This window comes from Phaeobacter sp. CECT 5382 (genome assembly GCF_001457775.1).
In the GTDB taxonomy this organism is placed as follows: Bacteria; Pseudomonadota; Alphaproteobacteria; order Rhodobacterales; family Rhodobacteraceae; genus Pseudophaeobacter.
Genome location: NZ_CYSG01000001.1, coordinates 218,522 through 233,586, shown reverse-complemented (window position 1 = coordinate 233,586; position 15,065 = coordinate 218,522). Strand labels below are relative to the sequence as shown.

At 58.8% G+C, this 15,065-nt stretch carries 14 protein-coding genes; 9 read left to right on the top strand and 5 right to left on the bottom strand.

Annotated features, from left to right (window positions below):
• Positions 1 to 158 precede the first annotated feature (158 nt).
• From PH5382_RS01090 to PH5382_RS01075, 4 genes are all read right to left on the bottom strand, one after another.
• Positions 159 to 839, bottom strand: coding sequence for an orotate phosphoribosyltransferase (locus tag PH5382_RS01090; protein ID WP_058332488.1), 681 nt, complete (start codon positions 837 to 839; stop codon positions 159 to 161).
• A gap of 116 nt (positions 840 to 955) precedes the next feature.
• On the bottom strand, positions 956 to 2,008 hold the full coding sequence (gene pyrC / locus PH5382_RS01085; RefSeq protein WP_058332487.1) for a dihydroorotase: 1,053 nt from the start codon (positions 2,006 to 2,008) through the stop codon (positions 956 to 958).
• A 242-nt stretch (positions 2,009 to 2,250) separates the two neighbouring features.
• A complete protein-coding gene (locus PH5382_RS01080; RefSeq protein WP_058332486.1) occupies positions 2,251 to 3,231 on the bottom strand; it encodes a hypothetical protein in 981 nt (326 codons plus the stop codon).
• A gap of 157 nt (positions 3,232 to 3,388) precedes the next feature.
• Entirely contained in the window at positions 3,389 to 4,450 is a 1,062-nt protein-coding gene (locus tag PH5382_RS01075; RefSeq protein ID WP_058332662.1) for a glycosyltransferase family 2 protein, read from the bottom strand.
• Between the two features lie 205 nt (positions 4,451 to 4,655).
• Between PH5382_RS01075 and PH5382_RS01070 the strand changes: the two genes are divergently transcribed.
• From PH5382_RS01070 to PH5382_RS01030, 9 genes are all read left to right on the top strand, one after another.
• Positions 4,656 to 5,594, top strand: coding sequence for an AAA family ATPase (locus PH5382_RS01070; protein WP_058332485.1), 939 nt, complete (start codon positions 4,656 to 4,658; stop codon positions 5,592 to 5,594).
• Positions 5,594 to 6,877: a vWA domain-containing protein gene (locus PH5382_RS01065; RefSeq protein WP_058332484.1), complete on the top strand. Its 1,284-nt coding sequence runs from the start codon at positions 5,594 to 5,596 to the stop codon at positions 6,875 to 6,877. Before PH5382_RS01070 ends, PH5382_RS01065 begins: the two co-directional genes overlap by 1 nt.
• Before the next feature lie 70 nt (positions 6,878 to 6,947).
• Positions 6,948 to 7,499 carry a YeeE/YedE thiosulfate transporter family protein gene (locus tag PH5382_RS01060; RefSeq protein WP_058332483.1) on the top strand — a complete coding sequence of 184 codons (552 nt, stop codon included), beginning with the start codon at positions 6,948 to 6,950 and terminating at the stop codon, positions 7,497 to 7,499.
• Positions 7,500 to 7,502: 3 nt separating this feature from the next.
• Positions 7,503 to 8,093, top strand: coding sequence for a DUF6691 family protein (locus PH5382_RS01055; RefSeq protein WP_058332482.1), 591 nt, complete (start codon positions 7,503 to 7,505; stop codon positions 8,091 to 8,093).
• A gap of 168 nt (positions 8,094 to 8,261) precedes the next feature.
• Positions 8,262 to 9,275, top strand: coding sequence for an XdhC family protein (locus PH5382_RS01050; RefSeq protein ID WP_058332481.1), 1,014 nt, complete (start codon positions 8,262 to 8,264; stop codon positions 9,273 to 9,275).
• Positions 9,272 to 10,267, top strand: a complete 996-nt coding sequence (locus tag PH5382_RS01045) for a molybdopterin-binding protein (protein WP_058332480.1) — start codon at positions 9,272 to 9,274, stop codon at positions 10,265 to 10,267. Before PH5382_RS01050 ends, PH5382_RS01045 begins: the two co-directional genes overlap by 4 nt.
• Before the next feature lie 212 nt (positions 10,268 to 10,479).
• On the top strand, positions 10,480 to 10,965 hold the full coding sequence (locus PH5382_RS01040) for a (2Fe-2S)-binding protein (protein WP_058332479.1): 486 nt from the start codon (positions 10,480 to 10,482) through the stop codon (positions 10,963 to 10,965).
• A 108-nt stretch (positions 10,966 to 11,073) separates the two neighbouring features.
• Entirely contained in the window at positions 11,074 to 13,437 is a 2,364-nt protein-coding gene (locus tag PH5382_RS01035; protein WP_058332478.1) for a xanthine dehydrogenase family protein molybdopterin-binding subunit, read from the top strand.
• 95 nt (positions 13,438 to 13,532) lie between these two features.
• On the top strand, positions 13,533 to 14,321 hold the full coding sequence (locus tag PH5382_RS01030; protein WP_058332477.1) for an FAD binding domain-containing protein: 789 nt from the start codon (positions 13,533 to 13,535) through the stop codon (positions 14,319 to 14,321).
• 124 nt (positions 14,322 to 14,445) lie between these two features.
• Here PH5382_RS01030 and PH5382_RS20325 read toward each other — a convergent pair whose 3' ends face one another.
• Positions 14,446 to 15,024: a methyl-accepting chemotaxis protein gene (locus PH5382_RS20325; protein ID WP_304438329.1), complete on the bottom strand. Its 579-nt coding sequence runs from the start codon at positions 15,022 to 15,024 to the stop codon at positions 14,446 to 14,448.
• Between the last annotated feature and the right edge of the window lie 41 nt (positions 15,025 to 15,065).

Below are 15,065 nucleotides of genomic sequence, written 5' to 3'. Positions count from 1 at the left end.
AAAGTGGTTTGCCCCGATTTGGTATCGGGAAATTCTGTGGATAAGCTGAGGGTTCCTGTGGGCGCTTTGCACGCGAATGACGCAAGCAGTTGAGCCGTCACGCAAAAGGTCGCCCCGTGGTGGGGCGACCTTAAAAGCGATCAGCGATTTTTTGCAGCTCAGCTCTTTTTGTTGGCGTCTTGCCAGGCGCGCGGATCCTTAAGGAAGCTCTCAACCTCAGACAGGGTTTCTTCGTCAAAGCTCTTTTGCGCCTTGGCTTCTGCCAGAACGTCCCACCAGGTGCACAGGTAGTGCAGCTCAACCCCGTGATCGCCAAGGCGTTTGGTGGTCTCGGGGAAGATGTCATAGTAGAAGATTACCGCAGTGTGACCGCAAGATGCGCCGGTCTCGCGGATGGCATCGACAAAGGAAAGCTTGGAGCCACCGTCGGTGGTCATGTCTTCAACCAAAAGCACCCGTTGGTTCTCGCTCATCACGCCTTCGATGCGAGCGTTGCGACCGTAGCCCTTGGGTTTTTTGCGCACATAGGTCATGGGCAGCGCCATGCGTTCGGCAACCAGGGCGCCAAAAGGAATACCAGCGGTTTCGCCACCGGCGATATTGTCGAAGGCCTCGAAACCGGCGTTGCGCATCACGGTGACAGTGAGGAAATCCATCAAGGTGGTGCGGATGCGGGGGAAGGAGATCAGCTTGCGGCAGTCGACGTAGCTGGGCGAGGGCAGACCGGAGGCCAGAGTGTAGGGTTCGCGTGCGTTAAAGTTCACCGCGCCGATTTCAAGCAGCATCCGGGCCGAAAGGCGGGCGATTTCTTCGCGGGTGGGATATGACGTCGGGATCATGGCGTATCCTTCGAGAGCAGGGGCGCGCAAGGCGCAGTCGGAAGCCTCCGGCGGAGGTATTTTGAGCAAGGTGAAATCAGGCCAGTTTGTTCAGGCCTCTTTTCAGGTCAGCAAAATCAGGCGACAGACCAGTAGACAGGAAAGCCGGGGTCAAACACCGTGACGGGGCCTTCGCCGCTGTCGATCTTTGTCGGGAAGCGGGTGGGCTGATCCGATTTTACCAGTGTGAGATTGGCACGGTTCTCCGGCAGGCCATAAAAAGCCGGGCCGTTTTTGCTGGCAAACCCTTCAAGCCTGTCCAAAGCGCCTTCTTCTTCAAAGACATGCGCAAGCAGCGCCATGGTATTGGTGGCGGTGAAGCAGCCAGCACAGCCGCAGGCGCTTTCCTTGTTGGGGTCTGTATGCGGAGCACTGTCGGTCCCAAGGAAAAAACGTGCATCACCCGAGGTGGCGGCTGCGCGCAGCGCCAGACGGTGTTCTTCGCGTTTGGCTACGGGCAGGCAGTAGTAGTGCGGCTTGATGCCGCCAACCAGAATATGGTTGCGGTTGATGATGAGGTGATGCGTGGTGATCGTCGCGCCAAGGTCGGTAGCGTTTGATTTCACATAGTCGACGCCGTCACGGGTGGTGATATGTTCCATTACTACTTTTAGGCCGGGTGTTGCCTTGCGGATCGGGTCCAGGACGCGGTCAATGAACACGGCTTCGCGGTCGAAGATGTCGATGTCGGCATCCGTGACTTCGCCATGGACGCACAGCGGCAGGCCAATTTCAGCCATTTTTTCCAGAACGCCACGGACCTTGTCGAAATCGCTGACACCGCTGCTGGAATTCGTCGTGGCCCCCGCAGGGTACAGCTTGACCGCCTTGATCAGGCCAGACGCATGGGCTGCGGCAACATCTGCCGGGTCTGTGTCTTCGGTCAGATAGAGCGTCATCAGCGGCGCGAAATCGGCCCCCTCGGGCAGAGCGGCCAGAATGCGGTCGCGGTAGGCTGCGGCCTGCGCTCCGGTTACCACTGGCGGCACCAGATTGGGCATGATGATGGCACGGCCAAAATCACGGGCAGTTTCTGGCAACACAGCCTGCAGCATGGCGCCATCGCGCAGGTGCAGGTGCCAGTCATCGGGGCGGGTGAGGGTCAGCGTCTGGGAAGTGTTTTGGGTCATGCGGTCGCGTTAGCACAGGTCATGCAAAAGGGGAAGCCGCAGGCAGGGCCGTGCAGGGGTTTTATGCTGCGTCTCTCTGCCGCTCTGGCGAAGGTCAACTGGCGGCGATCTGCTGGTTCTGCGGTGGCGGTCTGAGTGCTTCGGACGGGGAGCGGCGACATTGTTAAGTCGAAAAGAACTGGAGCGAATAGTGCTTGGAAGGGAGGAGGCGGCTTGGCGCTACCAGACCGCAAGAGCCTAGGTCAGGCTGATTGTTCCGTCTGATCGCCGGATGCCTGTGGCAGTTTGAACTCACCCGTCTCGGCGCGCTTTTCCAATGCATGCAGATGTTTGCGAAACCGAGGACCATGCATGCGAGACAGCACATTTTGGCACAGCAGCGCCTGCAAAAATGGGCGTTTTTTCTGCTCCAGCTGGCTCAGAAGCGCCCTGAGGTAGGGGCCATTGTTGCGCCGTGCGCGCAGCAATCGGGCAAAGTTCACCTCGGTCAGTTGCTCTTCTTCAACCATCGACAGCAGGGGAAACAGCGCTTTCATCTCGAGCAGGCGGGTTTGCACCGCGCCGCCCAGGTTCGGCACCCGCAACCGGCTAACGTTTTTGCGGTTGAAGAGCGCGGCATGCATGGCATCCAGCTGTTCATAGGGATCATAGAGGATAAAGGCCTGATTGGCGGCATCCAGCATGTCTGGTGCGTAGCCATAACGGTCGGTAAAGGAGATACGACGCATGTCGCTGAACCGGTCGTCCCATTCTGTCATGCGCGGGTCCAGTGTGGCCTGTGGCTGGATGGCCACCACCGTGGCTCCGGGGGCTGCAACCGAAAAGGCCGCAGCTGAATAGCCACAGGGGCCTGCGCCATAAAAGATGACTTTCTCGAATTCGTCAAAAAAGCCGTCATCTATCAACTGGTCAAAAAAGCCAAAGACGCGGTCGTCGCGGAACCAGGTGTCGCCACTGGAGATCAGGCACAGATGCGACCAGCCTTCGCTGCGCACCATTTCAAATCCCAGCGGCTGCGCCCGTTTCGACAGGTTGTGAATGCCCTGAACGGTTTCAAAACTGACCAGCAGAGTATCGCCCTGATCAACAAAGGTGGCGCAGTGCTTTGGCCCCAGAGGCTGGAACATGCCCAGCTCTTCGGTCACGGCGGTCAGGCGGGTTTGCCACTCGGCGGGTTTCAGACCGGAGAGGTCTTCGTCCAAGATATTGTGACTCTCTTGCATGCTCTGCGTTCCTTGCCCTGACGGTCTTGTGCCATTGTTATCCTAACATTTAGGTAGGGAATGCGGCCAAAATAGGAAAATCTCATGCCAGTTTGCGGACCTTGAGGCCGAAAATCGCGACCCGCTTGCCTTCTTTCTATCTTGTAAGGGGCAGTTTTTATTCAGCTTCTTTCTCTCGGGTAACACGGCCCAGATTGGCAAAGGTCGCAAGGGTCTGCGCCGTAACCGCGTTGATCGGACGAGAGGGCGGCGTCATCAGCAGCCGGGAAAACAACGCCAGTGATGGCTCTGTGCGCATCAGCTCCTGAAATCTTTGGTGTCGCCAGGCCACCGCTTTGCCATGCAGTGTGGCCAAGGTCTTATCCTGCATCAGCCGCTCAAGCGCTGCGGTGCGTGCTGGGCGGTAGCGATCTATGGAGGTATCTGTGGCCGTATTGAAATTACGTTCGACCCAATAATCCAACCCCAAGGGCTCGCCTGATCGGTTGGCCCGGCCACGGTCGGCTTTCAGAATGTAGCTTTCCATACTGCCCAGCGGGTAATGGTTGAGCTGTGCCAACCCGTAATTTTCCCGACCGTAGTCAGAAAATAGCCGCTTGGTCTTGAAGATGTTAGACAGCGCCCGCCCCTCGCAGTCAAACCAGTGAAACTGCTCGAGACGGGTGTCGTCTTTGACACTGCGCGGGCGATGGATCCCGGTTTTGCGATAGGTGCCATCATTGCGGTACAGGGTTTTGAACATCGAGGCGCGCCAGGGCCAATGCATGATTTCAGGAGCGCAGCGACGGAAGGTCTCGGTCACTGGCGCATCTTTGTAGCGCAGCACGTCGGCGTTGCCAAAAAGTCGCCAGGTCAGGGTAATGGCATCAGCCTGAGGCAGCGCCGTGAGCAGATCGCTCAGCTGGCCCTCCCCGGTTTTTATGTTCACGAATTCATCCACATCCAGCACCATGACCCAGTCGGCCTGCTGCATCAGCGGATGTTTGTCGGCCTGTTTCAGGGCGGTGAACTGGATGCCCGCTTTGTCGTAGGGGCCATCGTTGCGGACATGGCTGATCTCTCCAAGGGCTTCAAGCCGATCCAGCATCGCATCGGTGCCATCCTGGCAGTCGTTTGAGAAAACGAGGAAATCCGTGAAACCCAGAGCCTGATGATGCGCCAGCCATTCCAGCAGAAAGGCGGCTTCGTTGCGCAGGGTGAGAATGGCTAGAAATCGCATCTTGTACCCATCAGATCGACCAGTGTTGATCTTTTCATAAGCGGGCATTGGCGAAAATGCTAGCCTGCCACCACTCAAGAGAGGCCATCGCGTTTTCTTGTGGAAACGGGGGGAGACGCAACGGCAGTTGCGCACCGCTTGACCCGGCAGCCCTGCCATGGCCTGTTGGACGCGGAATAAACCAAGGCTTCAAAGGAGGCGTAGGATGCAGCAGGCGCAATCGATTGATCAGGTCCAGGAGATGCTTGCGGAGCAGGGCTATGTCTGTGGCCGGGCGCTGGCGACCGTGGTGTTTTTGTCGCTGAAGCTGGGGCGTCCACTGTTTCTCGAGGGGGAGGCCGGTGTCGGCAAGACAGAGATCGCCAAGGCCTTGGCGCTGGCGCTTGGGCGTCGCCTGATCCGGCTGCAATGCTATGAGGGGCTTGATGCGGCCTCTGCTGTTTATGAATGGAATTTTGCTGCCCAGATGGTGGCTATTCGCACCGCCGAAGCGGCAGGCGGGGCCGATCGCGCCAGCCTGCAGGCGGAGATGTTTTCGGATGAATTCCTGATCGAACGCCCGCTGCTGGAAGCGATGCGCCCCGATGAAAACGGCCCGCCTGTGCTACTGATCGATGAGCTTGATCGCACGGACGAGCCTTTTGAGGCCTTTCTGCTGGAGGCCCTTTCGGATTTTCAGGTCACTATTCCCGAGCTGGGCACCATCAAAGCGCCAGAACCGCCGATTGTGGTTCTTACCTCCAACCGCACCCGCGAAGTGCATGACGCACTGAAACGGCGCTGCCTGTATCACTGGGTCGATTATCCGGATTTTGCCCGCGAGGTCGAAATTCTGAAATCCCGCGCGCCCGAAGCCTCTGATCAGCTCAGCCGCGAGTTGGTGGCCTTTGTGCAAAGGCTGCGCACCGAGGATCTGTTCAAGAAGCCCGGCGTCGCTGAAACCATTGACTGGGCAAATTGCCTGCTGGCGCTGGATGTCATTGATCTGTCGCCCGAAGTGATCGCGGATACGCTGGGGGCGATCCTGAAGTACCAGGATGACATCACCAAACTGCAGGGATCAGAGGCCAAGCGCATTCTGGATGAGGCAAAGGCCGATCTTGCCGAGCTTGATGCCGGCACCGCGAGCCTGGAACGGGCCTGATGGTTGAACTACCCGCGCTGTCGCTGCCCGATGATCCCAAACTGGCGCAGAACATCACCCACTTCGCCCGCGCCCTGCGCAAGGCGAGCCTGCCGATCGGGCCGGGACGGGTGATTGACGCGGTTGAGGCTGTCGCGGCTGTTGGTTTCACCTCGCGGCAGGATTTTTACTGGGCGCTGCACGCTTGTTTCGTGTCACGCCCAGAACACAGACTGGTCTTTGCCCAGATTTTTCGCCTGTATTGGCGCGATCCGCGGTTTTTGGAACATATGATGGCGATGATGCTGCCCGCGATCCGCGGTGTGCAGGAGGAACACGCCGCCAAACCCGGCGAGAAGCGCGCCGCCGAGGCGCTGCTTGATGGGGCCAACCAGCAGGTGGAACCGCCAGAGGGCAAAGATGAAGACGGCACCGAGATTGAAGTGGATGCCACCCTCACCATGTCATCCGAGGAACGCCTGCGCAGTCTCGACTTTGAACAGATGAGCACCGATGAGGTGGCGCGCGCCAAACGCATTCTGGCACAGATGCGCCTGCCGGTGACGCCGCTGCAATCGCGCCGTCTGATGGCGGCGCGACATGGCACCAGGGCTGACTGGCGCAGGACTTTCCGAGAGGCGGCACGCCGAGGCGGAGATCTGCGCGAAATTGCGCGCGCCAAACGGCGGATCCGTTGGCCGAACCTGGTGGTGCTCTGTGATATTTCAGGCTCCATGAGCCAGTACAGCCGTTTGGTGCTGCATTTTCTGCATAGCGTGGCTAACGCCAAAGGCGCAGGCTGGGCTCAGGTCCATGGCTTTACCTTTGGCACCCGGCTGACCAACATCACCCGTCACCTTGCCAGTCGCGACGTGGATGCAGCGCTGGCCGCGGCTGGGGCCGAAGCACAGGATTGGGAGGGTGGCACCCGGATCGGTGCCTGCCTGCATGACTTCAACCGCGACTGGTCGCGCCGGGTCACAGGGCAGGGGGCAGTGGTATTGCTGATCACAGATGGGCTGGACCGGGATGATCCCACAGAGCTTTCGCACGAAATGCAGCGGCTGCATCTGTCCTGTCGCCGCCTGATTTGGCTCAACCCGCTGCTGCGCTGGGATGGCTTTGCCGCCAAGGCCCAGGGCATTAGGGCTATGCTACCGCATGTAGACAGCTTTCGTGCGGGTCATTCGATCGCCTCACTCGAAGATCTGGCGCAGGTGATATCGTGCCCTGATGATATTGGTGAAAAAGACCGCCTGTTACGGGCTGTGACGCAGGGTAAAAATTCCAACAATGGAATTTGATTGATTTCGATCAATTTTGTTGTCCCCAAAACAGTATACATTTTAGAAAATGAATATGATGGAGGGCATAATGCCACTGAACTGGAAAGCCGGAGGGCTCTTGCTTGGCCTGGTCTTTTTCCTCGCCGTATTATTGGTGAAACCGATTGGGGTATCGACACAATTTGTCATTCTGGATGGCATCGTCGGCGATGCTGTCAACAGCGAGCTGGTGACCCAGACCGACGAGGGCTATACCTCGACGAATGCCTATCTGGCCAAATCAAACGGAAAATATGCCAAATCCGTGGCCAATCCGCTGAACTACAGCTTTGTCTTTGTGCTGGCCATGGCGCTGGGCGGTTTTCTGTCGATGCGCCTGCGCGGTGGTCTGGATCAGGCCGAGCGCAGCATGCCAGCCCTGTGGCGGGCAAATTTTGGTGACAGTACATTCAAACGCTACGCACTGGTGTTTCTTGGCGGGTTTGTCGTGCTTTATGGTGCGCGGCTGGCGGGGGGCTGTACCTCGGGGCATATGATGTCGGGCATGATGCAGACCTCCCTTTCGGGCTATGTCTTTGCCGCCGGGGCCTTTGCAGCTGGCGTTCCTGTTTCCCTGATGCTGTTCAAAAAGGAGGCCTGAGCCATGATGTCGATTGTTCTTGCTATTGTGATCGGACTTGCCTTTGGCGCGGTACTAGACCGGGTTGGAGCCTCCAATCCGAACTTCATCGGAAAAATGCTTAATCTGACCAACCTCAATCTAGCGAAATCAATCATGCTGGCGATTGGTATCGGGTCGGTGCTGATGTTTGGCGGGCAGATGCTGGGGCTGGTAGATGTGGGCCATATGTCGGTGAAATCGGCCTATGCCGGGGTCTTTATTGGCGGGCTGATGCTGGGGGCTGGCTGGGCACTTGCGGGCTATTGTCCCGGTACCGGGGTGGTTGCAGCTGCCTCTGGTCGCAAGGATGCGCTGTTCTTTATTGCTGGCGGCCTGCTGGGCGCTGCGGCTTATATGATGACCTACCCTGCCTGGAAAAACAGCGGGTTGCTGGATGGGTTTGCCGGGGGCAAGGTTACATTGGGAACGGTCCCTGGTGCGAAATATGACGGGCTCACGGCCTTTCCCGGGGATATCCTTGGTCTGCTTTTGGGCGCGGTTTTCATCGCCGTGGCCTTTGCCTTGCCTGAGCGGATCATGACCGCAAAGTCGAAGGCGCAACCAGCAGAATAACGTATAAAAATCGGACTGAAATTCCCGCAGACGGCATCCACCTGGAAGGGCGGGTGCCGTTAAGTTTTTTTGTCCTCACGGTTTTGCGCCTTGAAACCGGAGCTGCAACGGGCAAGCTTGGGTCAAAAGGGGCGCTATGACCCTGCCTATGACCCTGCCGGAGGAAACATGACCCAGGATGCTCACCCCGCCGATACGGCGGAACTGTTGGACAGCGCGGCCAAAACGGCCCTGCGCTGGCATAGGGCAGGCCAGGGTGCGGCATTGGCCACCGTCGTTCAGACCTGGGGATCGGCACCGCGCCGGGTGGGATCACAACTGGTGGTCAGTGGCGATGGTCGTATCGAAGGCTCCGTTTCTGGCGGCTGCGTCGAAGGGGCGGTGATCTTTGAAGCGCAGGATGCACTGCGCGATGGCAAACATCGGGTGCTGGAGTTTGGGGTCAGCGACGGGGACGCCTTTGCGGTGGGGCTCGCCTGCGGTGGTACTATTCGTATTTTGGTGGAGCCTATTGGTGGCACGCTTCCGGCAGATCTGCTCGAAGAATTGGTGGCGGCACAGGATTCACGTCTGGCCCTTGCCTATGAGGTTAACCTGAACACCGGTGTGGGGCGACTGGTACGGGATGGATATAGCGACCGGCTGCGTCTGGATCGTTCTGGTGTCGAAGAGGATGGCGAAACCTTCGTGGCGGTGCACAATCCGCCATTGAGGCTGGTGGTGGTGGGGGCCGTGCATATAGCCCAGGCACTGGTGCCGATGGCGCAGATAGCCGGGTACGATCCGGTTGTGATCGACCCGCGCAGCGCCTTTGCCTCTGCGGAGCGGTTCCCCGGCGTGACCCTTTTAGATGACTGGCCAGACGAGGCCGTCGCCGCTTTGGGGTTGGATGCCCGCACGGCGCTGGTCCTGCTGACTCATGATCCCAAACTGGATGATCCAGCACTTGAGGCGGCGCTTGCGGCTGCTCAGGATGAGGCCTGTTTCTACATCGGCGCGCTGGGGTCCAAACGTACTCATGCCAAGCGGGTGGAACGCCTGCAGGCCGCAGGGTTCAGTGCGGCTGAAGTCGCCCGTATCCATGGTCCTGTCGGGCTGGACATCGGTGCGGCAGGCCCGGCTGAAATTGCCGTGGCGATCCTGGCAGAGATGACGACCGTGTTGCGAAAGGGCGTTGCATGATTTTTGGTACGGTACCTCTGGCCGAGGCCGAAGGCGCGATCCTGGCGCATTCCCTGCGTGCAAGCACAGGAAAAATCCCCAAGGGCAGCTATCTGACAGCGGCAGATCTTACTGCGCTTGCGCAGGCCGGATTTGAGGCGGTCACAGTGGCCAGGCTGGAGGCCAATGATCAACACGAAGACGCGGCAGCACTTGCTTTGGCGCAGGCGCTGGTGAGTGATGAGGCAGGGCAGAATATCCGCATTTCAGGCGCCGGGGCCGGGCGGGTGAACCTCTATGCGCGCAGTTGTGGCATTGTCCGGCTGGATCCACATGCGCTGAATGCGGTCAACGCAGCGGACCCGATGATCACCATCGCCACGGTGCCCGACTATCACCGCGTTGACAGGGACGGTATGCTGGCAACCATCAAGATCATTTCTTACGGGGTGCCGGAAACGGCGCTGTGGCAGGCGGGGGCCGGTGCCAGTGGGTCCATCTGGGTGCAACCACCAGTTTATAAGTCAGCGACCCTGATCGAGACCAAAGTGACCGATGAAACACCGCCTGACAAAGGTCGGCGCGCCATGGGGGGGCGGCTGCAGCGAATGGGGCTGGATCTCAGTCCGCGCGTTATCGTGCCGCATCGCGAGGCAGATCTGGCCGATGCCCTGACAAAGGCCCCCGGCGAAGTCCTGTTGATCCTGACAGGATCCGCAACCTCTGATCCGGCAGATGTGGCGCCTTCGGCCCTGCGTCAGGCTGGTGGAACAGTGACCCGGTTTGGCATGCCGGTTGATCCGGGCAACCTTCTGTTTCTGGGCGATTTTGGGGAAAAGCCTGTGATCGGGCTGCCGGGCTGTGCGCGCTCTCCGGCGCTGAACGGGGCAGACTGGGTGTTGGAACGGGTGCTCTGTGCGGAGCCTGTGACAGGTGCCGATATTTCCGCGATGGGCGTTGGCGGTTTGCTCAAGGAGATTCCTACACGGCCGATGCCGCGCGCAAAAGCCTAGCAGCAGTGCGCTTAGGAAATGGACAGTTTGGGGATGGAAGGACGCCGAGCCGGTGGCGGCTTCGTCAAAATGTCTCACGGAGGTTGGGTTTCGGGCAGGAAACTGCCAAGCGTTAAAATTGTTTCGTGACGGAACGTCTTGAGGGGTTCGCGAGGGCGCAATCCCGTGCTTAACTTCCCGCAGCCAACAAAAGTAGCAAATGGGAGGAATTCATGACCAAGGTCTCAATGACCGTGAACGGCAAACCCGCCAGCGGAGAGGCGGAAGGCCGCACACTGCTGTCGTCGTTTCTGCGCGAAGAGCTGGAACTCACAGGCACCCATGTCGGATGTGACACCAGTCAATGTGGTGCCTGCGTCGTGCATGTGAACGGTGTCGCTGTCAAATCCTGCACCATGCTGGCCATCGAGGCCGAGGGGGCCGAAGTGGCAACCATCGAAGGCCAGGCGGCTGCAGATGGCACGTTGAACACAGTGCAGCAGGCGTTTCAGGACCATCACGGATTGCAGTGCGGTTTTTGCACGCCAGGCATGGTGATGTCAGCGACAGCTTTGCTGAAAGACAACCCCAAGCCAAGCGAACAGGAGATCCGGGAGTATCTCGAAGGCAACCTGTGCCGCTGCACCGGCTATCATAATATCGTCAAGGCAATCATGGCCGCGTCCGGCCAGGACGTCTCTGCCATCGCGGCCGAGTGACAAGCCCCTCCTGGGCCGCCATAGGGAGGTGCGGCCCCGGCAATGATCAAACTGCATAACCAAGAGGTGCGCCCAAGGGTGGCACCCTCCAGGGAGGAGATTTGAAATATGCCAAAAGATAGTGGTATCGGCGCCAGTCCGAAACGGCGCGAAGACCAGCGGTTCCTGACGGGAAACGGCAACTACACCGATGATATCAACCTGCGCGGTCAGGCCTATGTGCACTTCCTGCGCTCTGACGTGGCCCATGGGCGCATCACATCCATTGATACAACGGCCGCTTCGGCGATGCCCGGCGTGGTGCGGATTTTCACCGGCGACGATTTTGAGGGTGTCGGCGGCATCCCTTGCGGCTGGCAGATTACCGATAAACATGGCGAAGTGATGCAGGAACCTGCGCACCCGGTGCTGGCCCAAGGCAAGGTGCGCTATGTCGGCGACGCCATCGCCGCCGTCGTGGCAGAAACGGCTGATCAGGCGCGTGACGCGGCCGAGGCGATCGAGCTGGACATAGAAGAGCTGCCAGCGGTCATCAACATGAAAGAGGCCGTCAAAGAAGGCGCCACCAAGGTCCACGATGATTTGACCTCGAACCTCTGCTATGACTGGGGTTTTGTTGAAGAAAACAAACCCGCGGTTGAAGAAGCCTTTGCCAATGCGGCACATGTGACGACGCTGGAGCTGGTCAACAACCGCCTCATCGCCAATCCGATGGAGCCCCGCGTGGCCGTTGGCGATTTCAATCGCTCCACTGGCGACAGCACGCTTTATACCACTTCGCAGAACCCGCATGTGATCCGGCTTCTGATGGGGGCCTTCGTGCTGGGTATTCCCGAGCACAAGCTGCGCGTGATTGCCCCCGATGTGGGCGGCGGTTTTGGCACCAAGATCTTCCACTACGCTGAAGAGGCCTTTTGTACCTTCGCAGCCAAGGCCCTGAACCGGGCGGTCAAATGGACCTCGAGCCGGTCTGAGGCCTTTATCACCGATGCTCATGGTCGTGACCATGTCTCGACGATTCAGCTGGCGCTGGATGCGGACAATAACTTTACCGCGCTGCGCACCGATACCTATGCCAATATGGGGGCGTATCTTTCGACCTTTGCGCCTTCGGTTCCGACCTGGCTGCATGGCACATTGATGGCGGGGAATTACAAAACGCCGCTGATCTATGTGAACGTCAAGGCGGTCTTTACCAATACCGTGCCGGTGGATGCCTATCGTGGTGCCGGCCGCCCCGAGGCCACCTATCAGCTGGAGCGCGTTGTTGACAAAGCCGCGCGAGAGCTGGGCGTTGACCCGATCGCGTTGCGGCGGCAGAACTTTATCACCGAATTCCCCTATGCCACGCCCGTGGCGGTGGAATATGACACCGGTGATTATAACGCCACGATGGATAAGCTGGAGGAGATCGCGGATCTCAAGGGCTTTGCCGCACGTCGCGCTGCCAGCGAGGCCAAAGGCAAGGGGCGTGGGCTGGGTGTGAACTGCTATATCGAGGCCTGCGGCATTGCTCCCAGTAACCTCGTGGGGCAGCTGGGCGCGCGTGCGGGTCTCTACGAAAGCGCCACCGTGCGGGTCAATGCAACCGGCGGACTGGTGGTTATGACCGGGTCGCACAGTCATGGGCAGGGGCATGAGACGTCATTTCCGCAGGTCATCGCGGATATGATCGGCATTGATGAAAGCATGGTTGAGATCGTACATGGTGATACTGCCAATACGCCAATGGGCATGGGCACTTACGGATCCCGTTCGCTGGCTGTTGGCGGCTCTGCTATGGTGCGTGCGACTGAAAAGATCATCGCCAAGGCGAAAAAGATCGCCGCCCATCTGATGGAGGCTGCTGAGGCCGACATTGAACTGAAGGATGGTGCCTTTAGCGTTGCAGGCACAGATAAATCCGTGGCCTGGGGCGATGTGACCCTCGCGGCATATGTGCCGCACAACTACCCGCTCGAGGATATTGAGCCGGGCTTGGAAGAGACCGCTTTCTATGACCCTGCGAACTTCACCTACCCGTCAGGCGCCTATGCCTGCGAGGTGGAGTTGGATCCGGAGACCGGCAAGGTCAGCATCGAACGTTTTGCGGCCGCCGATGATTTTGGCAATATCGTCAATCCGATGATCGTTGACGGTCAGGTGCATGGCGGCATTGGTCAGGGCATTGGTCAAGCGCTGCTTGAGGCGGCAATCTATAACGAGGACGGGCAGCTCCTGTCGGCCTCTTATATGGATTACGCCATGCCGCGCGCCGATGATCTGCCGTTCTATCAGGTGGACCATTCCTGCCAGACGCCCTGTACGCACAACCCACTGGGCGTAAAGGGCTGTGGTGAAGCCGGTGCCATCGGATCCCCCCCAGCGGTGGTCAATGCGGTGGTCGATGCGCTGCAATCGATGGGCAAGGACATCACCCATGTGGATATGCCGCTGAGCCCTGCGCGGGTTTGGACTGCGATGAATGAATGATAAGGGCCGGGGGTACAGCCCCCCGGTGCTTTGCTCAACTCTATCAAAAGATCTGACGCCAGACAGTGCGCAGGTCTTTGGGAAGGAAAAGCGAAATGTATAATTTCGAGGTCGAACAACCCACCAGTGTCGCGGATGCGGTGGCAGCCCTGGGCGAAGAGGAAGCCCAGGCGCTGGGCGGCGGACAAACCCTGATCCCGACGCTGAAACAACGTCTGGCGAGCCCGTCAAAGCTTGTCTCGCTGAGCGGCATTGCCGAGATGCAGGGGATGAGCGCGGATGCAGGCGTTCTGTCGATCGGCGGTGGCACAGCCCATGCAACGGTCGCAGCAGGTACTGCCGCATCCTATCCGGCGCTGGCAGCGCTGGCGGGCAATATTGGTGATCCGGCTGTACGCAATCGAGGCACCATCGGCGGGTCACTGGCCAACAACGACCCGGCTGCCTGCTATCCGGCAGCGGCGCTGGCCAGTGGAGCCACCATTGTCACCAATGCACGTGAAATTGCAGCGGACGACTATTTCGACGGGCTGTTCACCACGGCTCTGGAAGAAGGTGAAATCGTCACCCAGGTGCGTTTTCCAGTGCCGGAAGTAGCGAATTATCAGAAATTCGTGCAGCCAGCCTCGCGCTTTGCGCTTGTCGGGGTGTTTGTCGCCAAATATCCCGATGGCGTTCGGGTTGCTGTAACGGGCGCGTCAGAAGACGGAGTTTTCCGCTGGAGCGAGGCCGAAGCCGCGCTGAGTGCCAATTTCAACGCCGACGCACTTGAAGGCTTGTCACTTTCACCAGATGGTATGATGGCCGACCTGCACGGCACCAAAGCTTATCGTGCGCATTTGATTTCTGTGTTGACCAAACGTGCGGTCGCAGCTGCTGGCTGAGGCAGGGGAAATCCTAGCTGAAAAGGCCAGGCGGGTTATCCTGCCTGGCCTTTTTTCTGATTAACAGGCGGTTCGAATCATGCTGCTTCATGAGATCGAACTGACCAAGAAAGGCCCTTTCGAGCTAGGATGCGCGTAGCAAGTCGGCAATGTTATCTAGCATCATTTGGGTCTTTCCCGAGAGGTCGCGAATTTCCGAGGCAATAACGGTGAAGCCCTTGCCCATGTCACCAATGCGGGCGGCCTCGATCGAGGCGTTGAAGGCGATGAGCTGGATATTTTTGCCCACGACCTCTGCATTGGTAATGGCTTTGAGCATATCTTCCTGACGCCGCTCTTCCAGTCGCTTGTGGTTTTCCATCAGGTCTTCGGTCATCTCAATGAGAAAACTGGAAACAAGAGGTTCAAGCCGGTAGAGGCAGTGGTCTGAAAATGCGCTGCCTTGTGCTTTGCTGCTGTCTCTCAGGGATTCGACCAGCGGGGTGAGCGCCTCGAAACAGGCCAGCCGCTTTTCTTCCAGCTTGCTTGGGAAGGTATGGTTGCAGGCCTTCAGCATCGCCGGAAGCTTGGTGCCGAGCATCTCGTGTGCTGCAGTAATACGATCAACTGACAACTGGCGTGCTGTGTGTGCATCATCGCTGTCTTCTTTGTTCGCGAGAACCAGCAAGGAAAGCGCTGCGATACGGGCGGGGCCAATGGCCATAAAGGCCAGGCTTTGAATGTCGGTCAGGCTGTGCATATGTG

What these genes read in the sequence shown, in the direction of transcription:
- PH5382_RS01065 (WP_058332484.1), top strand. Translation starts at nt 5,594, where the DNA reads ATGGTTGAACTACCCGCGCTGTCGCTGCCCGATGATCCCAAACTGGCG.
- PH5382_RS01045 (WP_058332480.1), top strand. Translation starts at nt 9,272, where the DNA reads ATGATTTTTGGTACGGTACCTCTGGCCGAGGCCGAAGGCGCGATCCTG.
- PH5382_RS01055 (WP_058332482.1), top strand. Translation starts at nt 7,503, where the DNA reads ATGATGTCGATTGTTCTTGCTATTGTGATCGGACTTGCCTTTGGCGCG.
- PH5382_RS01030 (WP_058332477.1), top strand. Translation starts at nt 13,533, where the DNA reads ATGTATAATTTCGAGGTCGAACAACCCACCAGTGTCGCGGATGCGGTG.
- PH5382_RS01080 (WP_058332486.1), bottom strand. Translation starts at nt 3,231, where the DNA reads ATGCAAGAGAGTCACAATATCTTGGACGAAGACCTCTCCGGTCTGAAA.
- PH5382_RS01040 (WP_058332479.1), top strand. Translation starts at nt 10,480, where the DNA reads ATGACCAAGGTCTCAATGACCGTGAACGGCAAACCCGCCAGCGGAGAG.
- PH5382_RS01060 (WP_058332483.1), top strand. Translation starts at nt 6,948, where the DNA reads ATGCCACTGAACTGGAAAGCCGGAGGGCTCTTGCTTGGCCTGGTCTTT.
- PH5382_RS01035 (WP_058332478.1), top strand. Translation starts at nt 11,074, where the DNA reads ATGCCAAAAGATAGTGGTATCGGCGCCAGTCCGAAACGGCGCGAAGAC.
- PH5382_RS01070 (WP_058332485.1), top strand. Translation starts at nt 4,656, where the DNA reads ATGCAGCAGGCGCAATCGATTGATCAGGTCCAGGAGATGCTTGCGGAG.
- PH5382_RS01090 (WP_058332488.1), bottom strand. Translation starts at nt 839, where the DNA reads ATGATCCCGACGTCATATCCCACCCGCGAAGAAATCGCCCGCCTTTCG.
- pyrC (WP_058332487.1), bottom strand. Translation starts at nt 2,008, where the DNA reads ATGACCCAAAACACTTCCCAGACGCTGACCCTCACCCGCCCCGATGAC.
- PH5382_RS01075 (WP_058332662.1), bottom strand. Translation starts at nt 4,450, where the DNA reads ATGCGATTTCTAGCCATTCTCACCCTGCGCAACGAAGCCGCCTTTCTG.
- PH5382_RS01050 (WP_058332481.1), top strand. Translation starts at nt 8,262, where the DNA reads ATGACCCAGGATGCTCACCCCGCCGATACGGCGGAACTGTTGGACAGC.
- PH5382_RS20325 (WP_304438329.1), bottom strand. Translation starts at nt 15,024, where the DNA reads ATGGCCATTGGCCCCGCCCGTATCGCAGCGCTTTCCTTGCTGGTTCTC.